Source organism: Microbacterium sp. 2FI, from assembly GCF_005502885.1.
Classification (GTDB): Bacteria; Actinomycetota; Actinomycetes; order Actinomycetales; family Microbacteriaceae; genus Microbacterium.
Genome location: NZ_SCMR01000004.1, coordinates 124,920 through 142,679 on the forward strand (window position 1 = coordinate 124,920; position 17,760 = coordinate 142,679).

The window sequence follows — 17,760 nt, forward strand, 5'->3', positions numbered from 1 at the left end:
AGCCGGGCCTCAGGGCGTGACGTAGACCTTCCGCAGGGTCTCGCGCACGGTCCAGACCGTCTGCATGCCGGCGGTCAGGCGCACGATCGACCCGGGGCGCAGCTCGATCGGAGGCAGCGGGGGCTCCTCGAACTCGATGCGCCCGGAGCCTGCGAGCACGACGAACAGCTCGTCGGCCTCGACGTCGCGCGAGACCCCTGGCGTGTGCTCCCAGACGCCGACCGTGCGGCCGTCGGCCTCATCGAGGTCGACGTAGCGGGTCGAGGGCGACCCGGCGACGACCTGCTCGGGCGGGAGAGCCTCGAACGGCACGGGGACGTGCGCGGCATCCGCTGCCACTCCCGAGGTGAGCCGGCTCATGAGTCGAATCCGAGGCCCAGGGCATCGAGCGTCTTCAGCAGCACGTTGCGGCGGCCCTCGTTGCGGTCGGCCTGATCGAGCGACCAGCGCGTCGCGTTGATGCCGATCGCGGCCGCCGGCTCGGGCGGGAACGGCAGGGGGCGCTTGCGCACCATCTCGAGCTCGGTGCGTTCGGTCTTCTCGCCCCACAGGAGGTCGAGCATCACATCGCCGGCGAACCGCGTCGCGGCGACCCCGAGGCCGGTGAAGCCTGCGGCATACGCCACGCGCCCCTTGCGGGCGGTGCCGAAGAACGCGCAGAACTGGGTCGAGGTGTCGATCGCGCCGGCCCACTTGTGGCTGAAGCCGAGACCCTCCAACTGCGGGAAGGTCGTGAAGAAATGGCTCGCGAGTCGCTCGAAGGTCTGCGGACGATCCTCGTACTGAGCGCGCACGCGGCGGCCGTAGTGGTAGATCGCGTCGTACCCGCCGAAGAGGATGCGGTTGTCCCGGCTCAGCCGGTAGTAGTGGAACTGGTTCGCCAGATCGCTGATGCCCTGCCGCTCGTTCCAGCCGATCGCGGCGAGTTGCTCGTCGCTCAGCGGCTCGGTCATGAGCGCGTAGTCGTAGACAGGGACGGTCATCAGACGGTTGCGCGTGAGCAGCGACGGGAAGACGTTCGTCGCGAGCGCGACGCGCCGCGTGGTGACGCGGCCATGGGTCGTGACGACCTTGACGTCGGCGCCGGAGTCGTCGATCGCGTGCACCGGCGAGTTCTCGAAGATGCGCACGCCCGCCTCTTCGGCGGCGCGTGCGAGACCCGCGACGAGCTTGCCCGGGTGCACGAGCGCGGTGGTGTGCTGCTCCCACACGGCCCCGAGATACGTGGGAGAGGCGACGGATGCCTGCACCTCCGCCTCGGACAGGCGCACCACTCCGGAGTCGCCACGGGAGTCGGCATCCGCCTTCCACTCATCGAGCCACGCGAGCTGATGCGGCTCGGTGGCCACCCCGAAGGCCCCGACGCGCTCCCAGTCGGCGTCGATGCCGTGCGCGGCGATGTCGTCGCCCATCCCGTCGAGGTTCGCGAGGCCGAGGGCGTCGAGCTTCTCGATTTCGCCGGGCCAGCGGCTCACGCCGTTGTCGCGGCCGTGCGTGAGGCTGGCGTCGCAGAAGCCGCCGTTGCGGCCGGAGGCTGCCCAGCCCACGCGCTTGCCCTCGAGCACGACGACCCGGAGTTCGGGGTCGCGGCGCTTGGCCAGAAGCGCAGTCCACAGGCCCGTGTATCCGGCGCCGACGATCACGAGGTCGGCGGTGGACTCACCCGAGTAGCGCGGCCGGTCGGGCTGCGCGGGGAGATCGTCCAGCCAGAAGACGCTCTGGCGCGTCGCTGCCAGGCTCTGCTCGATGACGGATGCTGCCGGGCGACTGCGTTCGTAGACGGTCGTGCCCACGGTTATCACTTCCCTGTCGTGTGTGGTCCCTCGATCTTGCGTCGTGCTCCGGATGCCGCAACAGGCGGTCCGGTGAAATCAGGACGATCCGGCCGAAATGCCGCCCGGATCCGCCAGATCTCCGGCTCAGGCGTCGGGGGCGGCGTAGACGCGGGCGCCCTCGACGAAGGTCTGCAGCACCCTCGTCGCGCCGATCTCGTCGGCCGGTCCGTCGAACGGGTCGCGGTCGAGGATCGCGAAGTCGGCGTATTTGCCGACCTCGACCGTGCCGGTGTCGGCGTCGAGGTGGTTCACCCACGCCGACCCCGCGGTGTACGCGGTCAGCGAGGTCGCGAGGTCGATCGCCTGCTCGAGGAGGAATGCGCCGTGCTCGCCCTCCTCGTGCCCGGGCGCCGCGGTGCGGTTGACGGCGGTGTGGATCGCCGCCATCGGATTCGGCGTCGACACGGACCAGTCGCTGCCCGCGGCCAGCACCGCTCCCGAGCGCAGCAGATCGCCGAACGGGTACTGCCACGCGTCGCGCGGCGAGCCGAGGAACGGGAGGGTCAGTTCGACCATCTGCGGGTCGAGCGCCGCCCACAGCGACTGCATGTTCGCCGCCACACCGAGCTCGCGGAAGCGCGGGACGTCTTCGGGGTGCACGACCTGGATGTGTGCGATGTGGTGGCGGTTGTCGCCGCGGCCGTTGCGGGTGATCGCGTGCTCGACCGCGTCGAGGCACTCGCGGACTGCCCGGTCGCCGATCGCGTGGAAGTGCACCTGGAATCCCTCGGCGTCGAGCAGTGGAAGTGCCTCGTTCAGCACCGCCGGGTCGACGAACGAGATGCCGGAGTTGTCGGTGAAGTGGCCGTGGCCGTCGCAGTACGGCTCGAGCATCGCGGCGGTGAAGTTCTCGGCGACGCCGTCCTGCATGATCTTGATGCTGGTCGCGGCGTAGCGGGCGCTGCGATCGCGTGCCCGTCGCTCGATGAGCTCCGGGATCTGCTCGAGACCCTTCTTGCGGTCCCACCAGATCGCGCCCACGACACGCGCCGTGAGGGAACCCGCCGCGTCGGCGGCGAGGTAGGCGGGGCCGGGGTCGCCGGCATCCCCGTACGCGCCGACGATGGCGTCCTGCCATGCGGTGATGCCGTAGGAGTGCAGGTAGCGCTGCGCCAGCAGGAGGGCCTCGACGAGGCGCTCGGGCGCCTCTTCCGGCAGGTGCCGGTTGACCAGCCCCATGGCGCCCTCGTGCAGTGTGCCGGTCGGGTTGCCGTCGGCGTCGCGCTCGATTCGGCCGTCGGCGGGGTCGGGTGTGTTCCGGTCGATGCCGGCGAGCCGCAGCGCCGCGGAGTTCACCCACGCGCCGTGGCCGTCGCGGTTCGGCAGGAACGCCGGACGATCGGGCACCACGGCGTCCAGCGCCCCGGCCGTCGGAGTCCCGCCCGGGAACGCCGACATCTGCCATCCGCCGCCGAGCACCCACTCGTCGTCGGGGTGGGCGGCGGCATACTCGCCGATCGCCTCGAGGTACTCGGCCGCGGTCGAGAGTTCGGCGAGATCGCAGCGCAGCATGTCGAGGCCGCCCCACACCGGATGCACGTGTGCGTCCTGGAACCCCGGCAGCAGCATCCGTCCTCGAAGATCGACGATCTCGGTCTTCGGCCCGACGAGCTCGTGCACGTCGTCGCCGCCGACCGCGACGACCCGTCCCTTCGCGACGGCCACCGCGCTCGCGCGCGAGCGGACGGTGTTCGCGGTGAAGACCGGACCGCCCGTGAAGACGAGGTCGGCGTGCGGCATGCTGAGGCTCAGCCGCCCGTCATGGTGCGGGCGATCTGCGTCGCCGAGTCGCCGGCGCGCTTGAGCACCAGGGCGACGAGCGCGAGGGCCACGAGGGTAAGCAGCAGCATGATCGTCGACACCGCTGCGATCTCGGGCCGAAGCCCCGACCGCAGGGCGCTGAGCACGTAGACCGGCCACGGAGTGGTGCCCGACACCTGGACGAAAGCCGCGATGATCGTGTTGTCGAGGCTGAGCGTGAACGCCAGAAGGAACCCGGCGAGGACGGCGGGCATCGCGAGGGCGAGCGTGATGCGTCGGAACGTCGTGAGGGGCTTCGCGTACAGGTCGCTCGAGGCCTCTTCGAGGTTGGCGTCCTGCCCGACCAGGCGTGCGCGGACGATGTACGACACCACGGCGGTGGCGAACAGCGACGAGCCGATCGAGAGGCGCACTATGCCGTCGTTGAAGATCGACATGCCGAGGTCCTGCCCGAGGAACACCATGAACGGCAGGAGCGCGACCGCGTCGACGATCTCGGGGGTCACCGAGACGAGCAGCAGCAGGCCCAGGAACCACCAGACCCACTTGCCGGGGTGCCGGGCCATCGCGATGCCGGCGAGGGTGCCGAGGGCCGTCGCGATGATCGCCGAGATGAGCGCCGTGACGAGCGAGACGCGCACGGCGTTCTGGATCGCGGGCTTCTCGAGGATCGTGAGGAACGCGTCGAACCCGAAGCCGTCCCATGACACGAGGAGGCGGCCGGTGTTGAACGAGTACACGACGATCACGATGATCGGCGCGAACAGGAACAGCATCACCAGCACGCCCCACACCCCGAACGCGATGTCCGACCAGGAGCGCTTCGCGCGCGGCGGACGACTCTTCTGCGCGGGCTGCTCGTTCTGACGCAGGAGCGTCTCGGTCGCCGTCTGGGTCACGTCGTCACCTTCTCGGGGGTCGAGGCCACGGCATCCACCCGCTCGCCCGTGGCCACAGGCTCGGGGCCGAGGACGAGACGGTTTCGGTGGCGGAAGGGGAGCGTGACCAGCCAGATCACGACGGCGGCGATTCCGATGGTGAGGGTGATGACGAGCATCAGCAGCACCGCCATCGCCGACCCCAGTGCCCAGTTCTGAGCGGTCTGGAACTGGCTCGCGACGAGCTGGCCCACCATGTTGCCGCGCGCGCCGCCGAGGACGGTCGCGGTGATGTAGTCGCCCATGAGCGGGATGAACACCAGCAGCACGCCCGCGATGATGCCCGGCTGCGACAGCGGGAGCGTGACGCGGAAGAACGTCGAGATCCTGCCGGCGCCCAGGTCTTTCGACGCCTCGCGCAGGGCTGGGCCGATGCGATCGAAGGCGACGAACAGGGGCAGGATCATCAGCGGCAGGTAGTTGTAGACGACGCCGATGAGGACCGCGGTGCGGGTGTACATCAGCTCGAGCGGGCCGTCGAGCACGCCGATCGTCTGGAGGATCGTCGACATCCAGCCCTCGGGGGCGAGGATGACCTGCCACCCGATCGTGCGTACGAGGAAGTTCGTCCAGAACGGCACGAGCACGAGTGCGATCAGGATGCCGCGTCGCGACGGCTTCACCTTGAAGGCCATCCAGTACGCCACCGGCGCGCCGATCAGGAAGCACAGCACGGTGCCGAGGATTCCGACGCCGAGCGTGTTCTGGAAGGTCGCGAAGAAGGTCGGCGACATCGCCTCGAAGTAGCGGTCGAGCGAGAGGATGTCGTTCGCGTGCGTGCCGAAGATGCCGGGCTTGTAGCCGAAGCTGAACCACACGACCATCGCCACGGGGGCGACGAAGAAGATGAGGAGCCACGCCCACGCGGGTGCCGCGAGCGCGGCTCCGGCGGCGCGACTACGCACCAGCGGCGGCCTTCATCTCGTTGTAGATCTCCACGCGGACCGTCTGCGAGTCGTTGAGCTCCTGCTCGCGCATCGTCTCGAGCTGCTCGGGCGTGAAGAAGATGAGGTCGGTGTAGTCGAGTCCGGCCTCGACCGCTGCGGCCTCCATGTCCTTGCCGCCGACGTTGTAGCCGATGTAGTCGAGGTTGAGGGCGAGGCTCTCGGGAGACATCGAGTAGTCGATGAACGCGTGCGCGGCCTCCGGGTGCGGTGCGCCCGCGGCGATCGCCCAGTTGTCCATCCACAGCTCGGTGATGGGGCCGGGGAGCACCCACTGCCAGCGGTCGGGCTCGCTCGACTCTCCGATGCCGAGGCGGGCCTCGCCGTTCCAGGACTGCATGAGCACCTGCGAGCCCTGGACGATCGCGGTGCTCGGGTACGAGTCGAACGCGGAGATGTGCGGCGCGATCTCCTCGATGAGGAACGCGCGGGCAGCCTCCAGCTCGTCGGGGTCTTCCGTGTTCCAGTCCATGTCGTTCGCCCAGAAGTACGAGCCGAGGACGCCGGCCGGGTCGTCCGACATCGACGTCTTGCCGCTCGCCTCGTTCTGGGCGGCGTCGAAGAAGTCGGCCCACGTGGTGAGCTCGCGCGTGATCACGGTCTTGTCGTAGACGAAGCCGGTGGTGCCCCACGCCTTGCAGACGGAGTAGTCGTTGCCCGGGTCCCACGCGCGACCGAGGTACGCCGCGTCGATGTTCGACATGTTGGGCAGAAGGTCCTTGTTGAACTTCGTGAGGAGCCCGTTCTCGATCATCTGGGGGATGAACACGCCGGTGGGCACGACGATGTCGTAGCCGGAGGTGCCCTTCGCCGCGACGAGCTTCGCGATGAGCTCTTCGTTCGACGCGTACGAGTCGAGCGTGACCTTGGGGCCGAGCTCGGCCGTGAACGACGCCACGACGTCGGGCGAGTCGTAGTCGCCCCAGGTGTAGACCGACAGCGCGTCTTCGAGGGTGCCACCGGTCGCCTGCGGTGCCGGCGCGGCGCCGCCGCCGGGCGAGCACGCCGCGAGGACCGTGGCGCCGCCGGCGATGGCGGCGAAGCTGAGGAAGCGGCGACGGGACAGCTCGCGCATGATCGCGGGAGCCGAGCCCTCGGGGGCGAGGATGCGGAGCGGGTTGCGGGACTCGGTCATCGGGGTCTCCAGGTTCGGGTCGGAGCCGGTGAGGGCGTGGTGCGGTTCGTGCGTTCGGGTGTCGTGCGTGGTGTGGGGGTACGGCTGCCGGTCAGGCGGTCGGCGGGGCGATGTAGCCGCCCTCTTCGGCTGCCGCGTCGCTCGGGAAGAGCAGTACGTGGTGGGCGGCCCACGTGCACACGACCGGGTCTCCGACGCGCAGGGTGGGTGCGTCGGGGGTCGGGCGGCGCACGATGACGCTCTGGTCGTCGCCCAGGCGCACGAGGTACTGCATCGTGTCGCCGAGGTGCGACAGGCCGATCAGCTCGCCGCGGGCGGAGTTGACCGGCGACGTCGAGCCGGCTTCGCCTGCCCCGGCATCCTTCTCGAGCGAGATGTACTCGGGGCGGACGGCCGCCTCGCCGTGCGGGACTCCGGCGAGGACCGGCTCGGTGCCGCGGACGAGAGCGTGCGGCGACGAGACGGCGGCGCCGCCTTCGACGACCTGACCGCGGAAGAAGTTCTGCTGTCCGACGAACGCCGCGACGTACGCCGAGGCCGGCCGCGCGTACACGGTGTCGGCGTCGGCGAGCTGCTCGATACGGCCGGACCGCATGATCGCGATGCGGTCGCTCATCGACAGAGCCTCGCCCTGATCGTGCGTGACGAAGACGAAGGTGATGCCCAGGCGCGACTGCAGCAGCTTCAGCTCGAGCTGCATCTCTTCGCGCAGCTGGCGGTCGAGCGCGCCGAGCGGCTCGTCGAGGAGGAGCACGGCTGGGCGGTTGACGAGTGCGCGGGCGAGCGCGATGCGCTGCTGCTGGCCACCCGAGAGCTGTGTCGGGCGGCGGTCGCCGAAGCGACGCATCTGCACGAGGTCGAGGGCCTCGGCCACGCGATCGCGCACCTCGGACTTGGGCGTCCGGCGCTGCTGCAGGCCGTAGGCGACGTTCTCTGCCACCGACAGATGCGGGAACAGCGCGTACGCCTGGAACACCGTGTTCACGTCGCGGCGATAGGGCGGCACGCCTCGCACCGAGCGGCCCGAGATGCGGATGTCACCGCCGTCGGGGTTCTCGAAGCCGGCGATCATGCGGAGCGTGGTCGTCTTGCCGCAGCCGGACGGACCGAGCAGCGAGATGAACTCACCCGGCTCGATCGTCAGCGACAGGTCGTCGACGGCGAGCTGGTCGCCGTAGTGCTTCGTGATTCCCTCGAGCACCACCGCCCCGCGGCTGTCGCCATGGTCAGGGGTCGTCGCCGGAGTCATCTCCGCGTCGATGGCCGTGGTCACCTTGTGGCGTCCTCCCGTTCGGGTTCCGCGCGCCGGTGCGCGGACGGTGGAATGTGTTGGGGTATTCAATATCGGGGAGTCCCCGACTGGCAATGCGGCGAACGCTGAACCGGACGATTCGCGGCCTCGGAACCCGGCGCCCGACAGATCGTCCGGGTTTGTGTAACGGTCAGGAAACCGCGGGGTTTCGGGGCGCTCACGCTCGATCGGGCGCAGTCCGCGCGGCGCGGCCGACAGATCGTCCGTCGTGGCCCTCGCGGTGGCGCGTCAGGTCTGGCACTTCGGGCACCAGAACACGATCCGCTCCCGCGTCACGTCGGCACCGAGGCGGCCGCCGCGGATGAGGGTTCCGCAGCGGCGGCACGGCTTCCCCTCACGTCGGTAGACCCAGGTCGTGCGGCCGGGGCGCGCGTCGCCCGTGAACGTGCGGTCGCGGCGATCGCGGTTGGCGCGGATCATGCGCGCGCCGAGATCCACGAGGGCGGCGGCATCCGTCTCGTTCGCGGGCGTCGTGGGAAGGATGCCGCGGACGAAGAGGATCTCATTGGCGTACTCGTTTCCGAACGCGGCGATGCTGCGCTGATCCTGGATCGCGATGTGGACCGGGCGCGTGTCGGCGCCGAGGCGCCGCGCAGCCTCGACCGGATCCCAGTCGTCGGAGAGCGGATCGGGCCCGAGATAGCCGACGAGCTGATCCTCGTCGCGCGTGGGGACCACGCTGATCTCGGCGAGGTCGAAGCCGACCGCCTCCCACGCGGTGCCGTCGGCGGCGGTCGCACCGATCACGGCCCGCGCCTGGAACGCCGGCCGGCGCCAGCGCTCGCCCCGCCGGTGCACCGCCCACTCGCCCTCCATCTTGAGGTGCGAGTGCAGCGTGTACTCGCCGATGCGGTGCAGCAGGTGCTTGCCGCGGGCGACGACCGCGACGACGCGCTTGCCGCGGAGGTCGACGGTGGCAGCCTGCGGCACGCGCAGCTCGAAGCGGGTGACCTCGGTGCCGGCGAGCGCGTCGTTCAGGCGCCGAGCGGTGCGGAAGACGGTGTCGCCCTCAGGCACGCGATCCCTCGCGGGCGGCCTCTGTCGTCGACTGTCGACGCAGCGTCAAGCCGCGCGGCGACTCGACGAACCCGGCATCCCGGAGCGCGCGCCCGACGCCCGTGCCGTAGACGAACGCGCCGTTGACCTGCTCGATCGTGATGGTGTCGAGCCTGCGCGCGCGGGCCGTGGCAGCCAGGTCGTGCGCGGCCTTCGCGATGACATCTTCTTCGCCGGTGAAGGCGAGCGCCGATTTGCCGCCGCGCTCGAGATAGAGCACGAGCGCCCCGTCGACGAGGACCACGAGTCCGCCGGCCTTGCGACCGGGGCGATGCCCGACGCCTTCGAGCGCGGGCCACGCGAGCGCCGCGCCGTACGGATTGGCGGGGTCGGTCGCGGCGAGGGTCACCGCCCGCAGCGGCGGCGGGTCGGCGAGGGCGGCGTACTCGCGGAGTCGGTCGACGGTGGCGGATGCCGCGAACTGCGCCGCGCCGAGCTTCTCGATCACGTACCCACGTCGGCAGTGCCCGGCCTCTTCGAAACCGGCGAGCACGCGATAGGCCAGGGCGAAGCCCCCCGGCAGGCCCTCGGTCTGCACGGATCCGCGCGTGACGACGCCGTAGCGGTCGAGGAGGAGGCCCGCCGCGGCGGCCGCGCGCACCGAGGGATCGGTCTCGGGCGCGGGCACGAGCGCCCAGCGCCCGCCGATCGCGGACGGGCGCGGCGGTACGGACGACGCGACGGCGCGCACGGCGGCACCGCGGTACATCCGCGCTCGCGGAGTCTTGCGGGCCACGCGATGCGCCTGCGAACCGCCGCCGACGAGCGTGCGGACGGGGGCGAACGTGTCGTTGGTGACGCGGCCTGCCCACGTCAGCCGCCAGAGCGCCTCGATGACCGCCTGCTCGCTGTCGGCGCCGGTGAGTCCGCGCAGCTGTGCCGCGAAGTACCCGCCGCCCGCACCGAGCGCCGCGACCAGCTGTGCGTCGAGCGAACCGGCGGCGGGAGCTTCGGCCTCGTCGGGGATTGCGAGCGACAGCGCGGCTGCATCGGCCGGGTGCAGCGCGATCCAGCCGTCACGTCCCGGCAGGCTGCCGTGACCGGTCCAGAGCACCTCGCCCGCGGCCGTCAGCTCGTCGAGCATCGCCGGGGCGTAGTCGCGCACGCGGGAGGGAAGCACGAGCGACTCCCACGCACTCGCCGGGATCGGCACACCCGCGAGCTGCTCGACGACGGCGAGCACGCCGTCGATGCCCTCGAGCGGCCGTGTGATGTGCTGCCACGCCGGCAGGAAGCGCGCGAACGCATCCTGCGGCACGGGCTCGACGCTGCCGCGGATCGCCGCGAGCGACCGCATGCGCAGCCGCCGGAGCACCTCGGTGTCGCACCACTCGGAGTCGTCGCCGCGCTGGGATGACTCGGGCAGGAAGAACCCGCTCGTGACCCGCCCCTGCGACTCGAGCCGCTGCAGGGTGTGGCGCGCGACGGCGATGCCGATGCCGAGTCGCTCGGCGACGGCATCCGTCGCGAAAGGACCGTGCGTGCGCGCGAACCTCGCCACGAGATCGCCGAGCGGGTCGGCGAGGGGCTCGAGGAAGGCGGTCGGGATGCCGACGGGCAGCGCCACGCCGAGCGCATCGCGCAGGCGCCCGGCGTCTTCGATCGCGGCGACGCGAGGTGTGCCGGCGATCGTGACGGGGATCGCGCGACGCGACGCGATGAGCGCGTCGAGGAGGGCGGCGGCGGAGTCGGTGGGGGTGCGCTTCGTCTCGCTGCGCTCGCTCAGCGACCCGGGATCGCGATCGGGGCCGGGGTGGCTCGGCGGCCCGAGAAGCGACCCGGGGTCGAGGCGCACGGCGACCTCGGCGGCGTCGAGGGGGCCGAGGATGCGCAGCAGGTCGGCGACGCCCTCGATGCCACGTGCGCGGCGTTCGGGGTCGAGGCGCTGCGCCTCGCGCTCGAACTGCGCGATGACGTCGGGGTCGAGGAGCTCGCGCATCTCGACCTTGCCGAGGAGCTCCGACAGCAGCGCCGGATCGACCGAGAGCGCCGCCGCGCGGCGCTCGGCCAGGGGCGAATCGCCCTCGTACATGAACGCGCCGACGTAGCCGAACAGCAGGTCGCGGGCGAAGGGCGACGGCTGCGCAGGCTCGGTCTCGATGAGCCGGATGCTGCGATCGCCGATGCTGCGTGCCAGCCGCAGCAGTGCGGGAACGTCGTAGACGTCCTGCAGCACCTCGCGGAGGGTCTCGAGGATGATCGGGAACGTCGGGTAGCGTCGGGCGACCTCGAGCAGCTGTGCCGACCGCTGCCGCTGCTGCCACAGCGGCGTGCGCCTTCCGGGGTCGCGGCGGGGGAGCAGCAGCGCACGCGCCGCGCACTCGCGGAAGCGCGAGGCGAACAGGGCCGAGCCGCCGACCTCGTCGGTGACGATCTGCTCCAGCTCGTCGGGGTCGAAGACGAAGAGCTCTGCGCCGGGCGGCTCGGCCTCGGCATCCGGAACCCGGGCGATGATGCCGTCGTCACTCGCGACGGCCGATCCTTCGACGCCCAGGCGCTCGCGGATGCGCGCGTTCACGGCCAGGGCCCACGGGGCGTGCACCTTCATGCCGTACGGGGAATGCAGGATCACTCGCCAGTCGCCGACCTCGTCGCGCCCGCGTTCGACGGTGAGCTGACGGTCGGTGGGAAGCGTGCCGGTGGCTTCGCGCTGCTCGGCGAGATAGGCGAGGAGGTTGTCCTGCGCGTTGTCGTCGAGGCCGGCGGCGCGCAGGCGCTCCTCGGCCTTGTCGGGCTTCGCGGCAGCGACCTCGCGCGAGAACTTGCCGAGCGCCTCGCCGAGCTCGGCCGGGCGACCGATGCCGTCACCGTGCCAGAACGGCACCTTGCCGGGCTGCCCGAACGCCGGCAGCACATTCACCCGGTCGTGGGTGATCTCGACGATGCGCCAACTGGTCGTGCCGAGCGTGAAGACGTCATTGACGCGCGACTCGTAGACCATCTCCTCGTCGAGCTCGCCGACACGGGCGTTGGCCGACTCTCCCGCGATGAAGACGCCGAAGAGCCCCCGGTCGGGGATCGTCCCGCCGCTGGTCACGGCGATGCGCTGCGAGCCCGGCCGGCCGGTGAGCGTGCCCTGATCACGATCCCAGATGAGGCGGGGACGGAGCTCTGCGAACTCGTCGGACGGGAAGCGCCCGGCGAGCAGGTCGAGCGTGGCCTCGTAGGCCGAGCGGGGGAGCGAGCGGAACGGCGCACTGCGCTTGAGGGTTTCGTACCATCCCTCGACGTCGACCGGGCCGAGGGCGGATGCCGCGACCGTCTGCTGCGCCAGGATGTCGAGCGGGTTCTGCGGGATCGAGATCGCCTCGATCTGCCCGGCCAGCATCCGCTCGGTGACGATCGCCGTGTGCAGGACGTCGCCGCGGTGCTTCGGGAAGAGCGCGGCGCGGCTGACTTCGCCGACCTGGTGGCCCGCGCGGCCGATGCGCTGCAGACCGCTCGCCGCGCTCGGCGGCGCCTCGACCTGGATCACGAGATCGACCGCGCCCATGTCGATGCCGAGCTCGAGGCTGCTGGTCGCGACGACGCACCGCAGGATGCCGGACTTCAGCTCTTCCTCGACCTGCGCCCGCTGCTCCTTCGACACCGAGCCGTGGTGGGCCTTCGCGAGCACGGGGTCGGCTCCGGCGGTCGCCCCGGCCTGTGCCATCGTCGCCGCCGGGATCGCGGGGGACGGCAGGGCGAGCCCGAGCCGCTCCGAGTAGATCTCGTTGAGGCGGCCGGTGAGCCGCTCGCCCAGACGGCGCGAGTTGACGAACACGATCGTGGAGCGGTGCTGCAGGATGCGGTCGACGATCGCCTCCTCGACGTGCGGCCACACCGAACCCGTGATCTCGGACTCGCCGCTGCTCGCGCGCGGGCGGCCGGCCCCGGCGGTGGTGTCGGCGAACCAGTCCTCGTCGGGGGCGTCGGGCGCGGCATCCATCCCCCTGCCCATGTCGGAGCCGGGAGGCGGTGGCGGGTTCAGCATGTCGCCGATCGGCACGACGACCTTCATGTCGAACGCCTTCGTCGCCCGCGGCGCCACGATCTCGACGGGCGCCGACCCGCCGAGGAAGCGGGCGACCTCGTCGATGGGGCGCACCGTCGCCGACAGCCCGATGCGCTGCGCGGGCTTGTCGAGGGTGGCGTCGAGGCGCTCGAGGCTCACCGCCAGGTGCGCACCGCGCTTGGTAGCGGCGACCGCGTGCACCTCGTCGACGATGACGGTGTGCACGCCCTTGAGCGTCTCGCCGGCCCGGCTCGTGAGCATGAGATACAGCGACTCGGGGGTCGTGATGAGGATGTCGGGCGGGGCCGTGACGAGCTTGCGCCGGTCGCTCGAGGTCGTGTCGCCCGAGCGCACGCCGACGGTGACCTCGGGAACGGCGATGCCGAGGCGGCGCGCTGACTGCCCGATGCCGACGAGCGGCGAGCGGAGGTTGCGCTCGACGTCGACGCCGAGGGCCTTCAGCGGCGAGATGTAGAGGATGCGGGTGCGCGTGCCGGGCGAGGTCGACGCGTCGAAGGGCTCGCGGAACACGCGGTCGATGGCCCACAGGAACGCCGACAGCGTCTTGCCCGAGCCGGTGGGTGCCACCACGAGGGCGTGCTTGCCGTGCGAGATCGCCTCCCACGCGCCGACCTGCGCATCGGTCGGCTTCGCGAAGGCGCTGCGGAACCAGTCCTGCGTGGCAGGACCGAACCGCTCGAGCACGCCGCTCATCCCTCCATCTTGGTCTGTGGCGGGGACATCGCGGTGGCTTCGGCGGAGCGGGGTATGCAGAGGTTAGGGAATTCTGAGATTCGCGCTGACGGGGGAGTGCGCCGACGGATGCCGACATAGACTCGGCGGGCGCCCAGCCTGCTGACCCGTGTGGGACCGGGGTGCGATTCCCCGAGGAGTGCGATGGATCCCACCGCGCCTGTCCCTCTGACGCGCGCGGCCGCGAGGAGCATAGCGGCCGACGCAGTTGCGCCGCCCGCCGCGCCCGATCGGGCACGGCCCTCCCGTACCGTCGCGCTCGCGGCCGGCGCCGTGGCGGGCGCCTCGATCATGCTGGCGGTCGCGGGACTGGTCGGGATCTCACCTCTCACAGCGTCGCTCCCACCGGCCACGATCGCCGAGCGGGTCGCGGTGCCCGCGCCGTCGCAGTCGCAGCATCCGACCTCGAGGCCGACTCCATCCCCCTCTACGCTGACCGCCACGCCGACCGAGCCGAGCGAAGCGCCGGTGGCCGACGCCGACGACGCGGCCGCGCCGACCCCCGCCGATCCGGCCCCGGCGCCACCACCCACTGAGCCCGTGGACCCGCCCGCGGACGAGTCCACGACCGAGACCGCTCCGGGCAAGAGCGCCGAGGCGCCGGGGCGCAACAAGCCGGACAAGCCCTGAACCGACCGGTCAGCGTTCGGTGATGCCTCCGTCTCGGCCGAGCTCGAGCGTCGTGTCGATGCCGAGTCGGCTGAGGAAGACGTCGTCGTGGCTGACGACGAGCACCGCGCCACGGTAGGCCGCGAGTGCGTCGACGAGCTGGTCGACGGTGTCGAGGTCGAGGTTGTTCGTCGGCTCGTCGAGCACGATCAGCTGCGGCGGCGGGTCGGCGAGCAGCAGCCGCGCGAGCGCGACCCGGAACCTCTCGCCGCCCGACAGTGTCGAGACCGGCCGATCCACCGCGGCGCCGCGGATGAGGAAGCGCGCGAGGCGGTTGCGCAGCTCGGGGACGGGCACAGCGGATGCCGCCGCCTGCACGTTCTCGAGCACCGACGCGTGCTCATCGAGCCCGTCCACCCGCTGGGGGAGGTAGCCGATGCGGTCGGTGTGGCGTTCACAATTCCGGTTCTGCGGCGAGGGCTCGACCGACTTCCCCGGAATTCCGGGGTCAGCATCCGCCGCCTCGACCAACCATCCGGAGTTATGAACAGGGTGAGCCGCTGACCTGGGACGCCCCACCCCCACCAGCTGCTCCAGCAGCGTCGTCTTGCCGACGCCGTTCGCACCCACGAGGGCCACACGTTCGGGCCCCCGGATCACCCACGACCGCGAACCGTCGCCGATCGTGGCGATGCGTCGCCCGGCCGGAACGCCCGGGTCGGGCAGGTCGATGCGGATCGTGTCGTCGTCGCGCACCCGACGCCCGGCCTCATCGAGCGCTGCGCGCGCCGAGGCCTCGCGGTCGGCCTTCTCGCCGCGGAGCTTGCCTGCAGACACCTGCGCGGCGCGCTGCAGATTGCCGGCGACGATGGGCGGCACCCGCTTCTCGACCTGGGCCTTCCGCCCCATCGCCTGGCGGTGCGCGATGGTGTGCTCCGCCTCGATGCGCTGGCGCTTCTCGCGCCGCACGGCCTGCGCCGCGGTCTTCTCGGCCTGCCGCGCGGTCTCCTGTTCGGCATCCAGCCGTTCACGCCAGGCCGAGTACGGCCCGCCGAAGACCGACAGCTCGCTGCCGTACAGCTCGGCGGTGTCGTCCATCAGATCGAGCAGCGACACGTCGTGGCTGACGACGATGAGCGCACCGCGCCACCCTCGCACCATGTCGGCGAGCCTCGCGCGCGCGTCGCGGTCGAGGTTGTTGGTCGGCTCGTCGAGGAGCGTGACGGATGCCGCACGCAGGCGGATGCCGGCGACGGCGGTGAGCACGGCCTCCCCGCCCGACAGCTCGCCGACGCGTCGGTCGAGCATGTCGGGTGCGAGGCCGGCCTCGGCCAGCGCCGCGTGCGAGCGGGCTTCGACGTCCCAATCAGAGCCGACTGCGTCGAAGTGGCGCGGGTCGACGTCGCCCGCCTCGATGGCCCGCAGCGCACTGAGCGCCCCGGAAACTCCGAGGAGCTCGGCGACAGGTCGGTCGACGTCGAGCGTGAGGCGCTGCGGCAGGTACGCGACATCGGCTGAGGTCGTGATCCGGCCGGAACCCGGCTCGAGCTCTCGGGCGATCAGTCGCAGCAGCGTGGACTTGCCCGAGCCGTTGCGCCCGACGAGGCCGGTGCGACCAGCGCCGACGGCGCCGGTGATCGAGGTGAGAGCGGACGTTCCGTCCGGCCATGCGAACGAGACGCGATCGAGGACGACGGACGGGGTGAGGGTATGGGCGGACATGAGGCCTCCGAGGTGTCGGTCAGGCGCTGAAGCGGATGCCGCGGATTCACTCGACGCCCGCGCACGCGCAGGCAGAAGCCGAGGAGGAAGCGGCAGGATCGACGGTCAGCGCGAATTCAGAAGCGCTGCCGGCGTCGAGGGTCGACGGAGCAGCGCGATTACAGCGCGGTCGCGACGATCAGCTTCAACGGAGTTCCTCACAGAGGGGACAAGGCCGGTGCCACGATAGCGCATGCACCTGGATGCCGCCCGATCAATCCGGTGCGGCAGGCCCCTCGAGCCGCTTCTCGAGGAAGACCCGCACGTCGGCGAGCTCGGCCTCCGAGACGCTGTGGGACAGCCCCGGATACACGCGGCCGCTCAGCTCGACATGGCCGGGCAGCCACTCCGTGGTGTGCTCGACGAGAAAACCCGGGATCACATCGTCGTTCGTCCCACGACCCCAGAAGACCGGCGGCCGCAGCTCGGCGAGCGCCGCGTCACCGGGCAGATCACCCGGTGTGACGTAGCCCGAGAGGTTCACGGCGAACGAGAATCGCGCGGGGTCGAGGCGCATCGCCTGCAGTGCGACCGCGGCGCCCTGCGAGAAGCCCAGAAGCCCGATCGACGGGTGAGCGGATGCTGCGGCATCCGTCCACACGATGAAGCGCGACGCTGCTGCCGTGACGTGTGCAGGATCGCGGTTGTCGAGGCCTTCGATCGGGTACCACGAGTATCCCGGCGCGGGGAAGGGCGGGGCGAGCGGTGCGCGCACGGCGGCGACGGCGAACCCGGGCGGCAGATACGGCACGAGCCCGAACAGATCGCGCTCGTCGGCCCCGTAGCCGTGGAGCAGCACGAGGAGCGGACGACTCTCTCGCCCGCCCGCGGGGGCGGACCACTGCACGGCGTCGGGGTCGAGGGGCGCTGATGTGCTCACGCGTCCATCCTGCCGTGGGCGGCCGACGGGGAACAGCGGCGTCAGTGCCCTGCGGCCGTGCGCTCCGCGGACTCGATGACGAGTTCGATGCCGGCAGCGAACAGCTCGCGGTCGTGCAGGGCCGCGAGTTCTGCGGTGTGCCCGGCGATCAGCGGGAACTCGCGCGGGTCGGCGAGGATCGGACGGTCGAGCCACGTGTCGGCCTCGCCGAGCCCGGTTCGGCGCTCGATGATGGCGCGGGCCAGGTTCGCACCGCCCGCCAGGGTGTGAAGCGCGAGCAGGGCGTAGTGGCGGACGAGATCGTCTCCGCGCAACCCCGCGCGTGAGAACGCGTCGAGCATGAGCTCGATCGCGCGGCGCTCGGCGGTTCCGTGCGTCGTCATTCCCATCGCCTCGACACCGATCGCGGGGTAGTGCTCGAACTCCGCCAGCGTGCCCTGTGCGAGTTGGCGCAGGCGAGCGCGCCAGTCCTCGAGCGGTGCCGTGACGTGCTCGAGTGCCCGCAGAGTCACCTCTTCGAGGAGCGCGGCGTTCAGCTCGTCCTTGCTGAGGAAGTGCCGGTACATCGCCGTTGGGTCGACTCCGAGGTGCGCTCCGAGCTCGCGGAACGAGACGGCGGCGACCCCGGGTGACCCGGCGAGTTCGAGGGCACCCGCGACGATCGTCTGCCGATCCAGTCGCGGCTTCCGGGCTGCCGATGCACCCCGCCTGCTGTCTTCAGCCATCGTCGCCTCCCCGGCCGGTTCCCCGGCTGACTCGGCTCCACTGTAGCCCAACAGGAA

General features: G+C 71.2%; 13 protein-coding genes. 1 reads left to right on the forward strand and 12 read right to left on the reverse strand.

The features are described 5' to 3' along the window. Positions 1-9: 9 nt before the first annotated feature. From FFS15_RS05875 to FFS15_RS05915, 9 genes are all read right to left on the reverse strand, one after another. Positions 10-360, reverse strand: coding sequence for a cupin domain-containing protein (locus FFS15_RS05875; RefSeq protein ID WP_137844076.1), 351 nt, complete (start codon positions 358-360; stop codon positions 10-12). Beyond that, entirely contained in the window at positions 357-1,793 is a 1,437-nt protein-coding gene (locus FFS15_RS05880) for an FAD-dependent oxidoreductase (protein ID WP_137844077.1), read from the reverse strand. The genes FFS15_RS05875 and FFS15_RS05880 overlap by 4 nt, the downstream gene beginning before the upstream one ends. 126 nt (positions 1,794-1,919) lie before the next feature. Further along, positions 1,920-3,575 (reverse strand): amidohydrolase, encoded by a 1,656-nt coding sequence (locus FFS15_RS05885; RefSeq protein WP_137844078.1) that lies wholly within the window; start codon positions 3,573-3,575, stop codon positions 1,920-1,922. Positions 3,576-3,583: 8 nt separating this feature from the next. Further along, positions 3,584-4,495, reverse strand: a complete 912-nt coding sequence (locus FFS15_RS05890) for an ABC transporter permease (RefSeq protein ID WP_249353772.1) — start codon at positions 4,493-4,495, stop codon at positions 3,584-3,586. Further along, the gene (locus FFS15_RS05895) at positions 4,492-5,439 is read right to left on the reverse strand and encodes an ABC transporter permease (protein WP_137844079.1); all 948 of its coding nucleotides are present in this window, start codon (positions 5,437-5,439) and stop codon (positions 4,492-4,494) included. The genes FFS15_RS05890 and FFS15_RS05895 overlap by 4 nt, the downstream gene beginning before the upstream one ends. Then, positions 5,432-6,613, reverse strand: coding sequence for a spermidine/putrescine ABC transporter substrate-binding protein (locus FFS15_RS05900; RefSeq protein ID WP_137844080.1), 1,182 nt, complete (start codon positions 6,611-6,613; stop codon positions 5,432-5,434). Before FFS15_RS05900 ends, FFS15_RS05895 begins: the two co-directional genes overlap by 8 nt. A gap of 91 nt (positions 6,614-6,704) precedes the next feature. Further along, positions 6,705-7,886 carry an ABC transporter ATP-binding protein gene (locus tag FFS15_RS05905; RefSeq protein ID WP_349290453.1) on the reverse strand — a complete coding sequence of 394 codons (1,182 nt, stop codon included), beginning with the start codon at positions 7,884-7,886 and terminating at the stop codon, positions 6,705-6,707. 267 nt (positions 7,887-8,153) lie between these two features. After that, the gene (locus FFS15_RS05910; RefSeq protein ID WP_137844081.1) at positions 8,154-8,942 is read right to left on the reverse strand and encodes a DNA-formamidopyrimidine glycosylase family protein; all 789 of its coding nucleotides are present in this window, start codon (positions 8,940-8,942) and stop codon (positions 8,154-8,156) included. Further along, the gene (locus tag FFS15_RS05915; protein ID WP_137844082.1) at positions 8,935-13,689 is read right to left on the reverse strand and encodes a DEAD/DEAH box helicase; all 4,755 of its coding nucleotides are present in this window, start codon (positions 13,687-13,689) and stop codon (positions 8,935-8,937) included. Before FFS15_RS05915 ends, FFS15_RS05910 begins: the two co-directional genes overlap by 8 nt. A gap of 183 nt (positions 13,690-13,872) precedes the next feature. Here FFS15_RS05915 and FFS15_RS05920 point away from each other — a divergent pair, with 183 nt between their 5' ends. Beyond that, positions 13,873-14,358, forward strand: a complete 486-nt coding sequence (locus FFS15_RS05920; RefSeq protein WP_137844083.1) for a hypothetical protein — start codon at positions 13,873-13,875, stop codon at positions 14,356-14,358. Positions 14,359-14,367: 9 nt separating this feature from the next. Here the strand turns inward: FFS15_RS05920 and FFS15_RS05925 are convergent, their stop codons facing one another. From FFS15_RS05925 to FFS15_RS05935, 3 genes are all read right to left on the reverse strand, one after another. Then, entirely contained in the window at positions 14,368-16,059 is a 1,692-nt protein-coding gene (locus FFS15_RS05925) for an ATP-binding cassette domain-containing protein (RefSeq protein WP_137844084.1), read from the reverse strand. A 253-nt stretch (positions 16,060-16,312) separates the two neighbouring features. After that, positions 16,313-16,978, reverse strand: coding sequence for an alpha/beta hydrolase-fold protein (locus FFS15_RS05930; protein WP_137844085.1), 666 nt, complete (start codon positions 16,976-16,978; stop codon positions 16,313-16,315). A 41-nt stretch (positions 16,979-17,019) separates the two neighbouring features. Next, positions 17,020-17,703 carry a TetR/AcrR family transcriptional regulator gene (locus FFS15_RS05935; protein ID WP_137844086.1) on the reverse strand — a complete coding sequence of 228 codons (684 nt, stop codon included), beginning with the start codon at positions 17,701-17,703 and terminating at the stop codon, positions 17,020-17,022. Positions 17,704-17,760 lie beyond the last annotated feature (57 nt).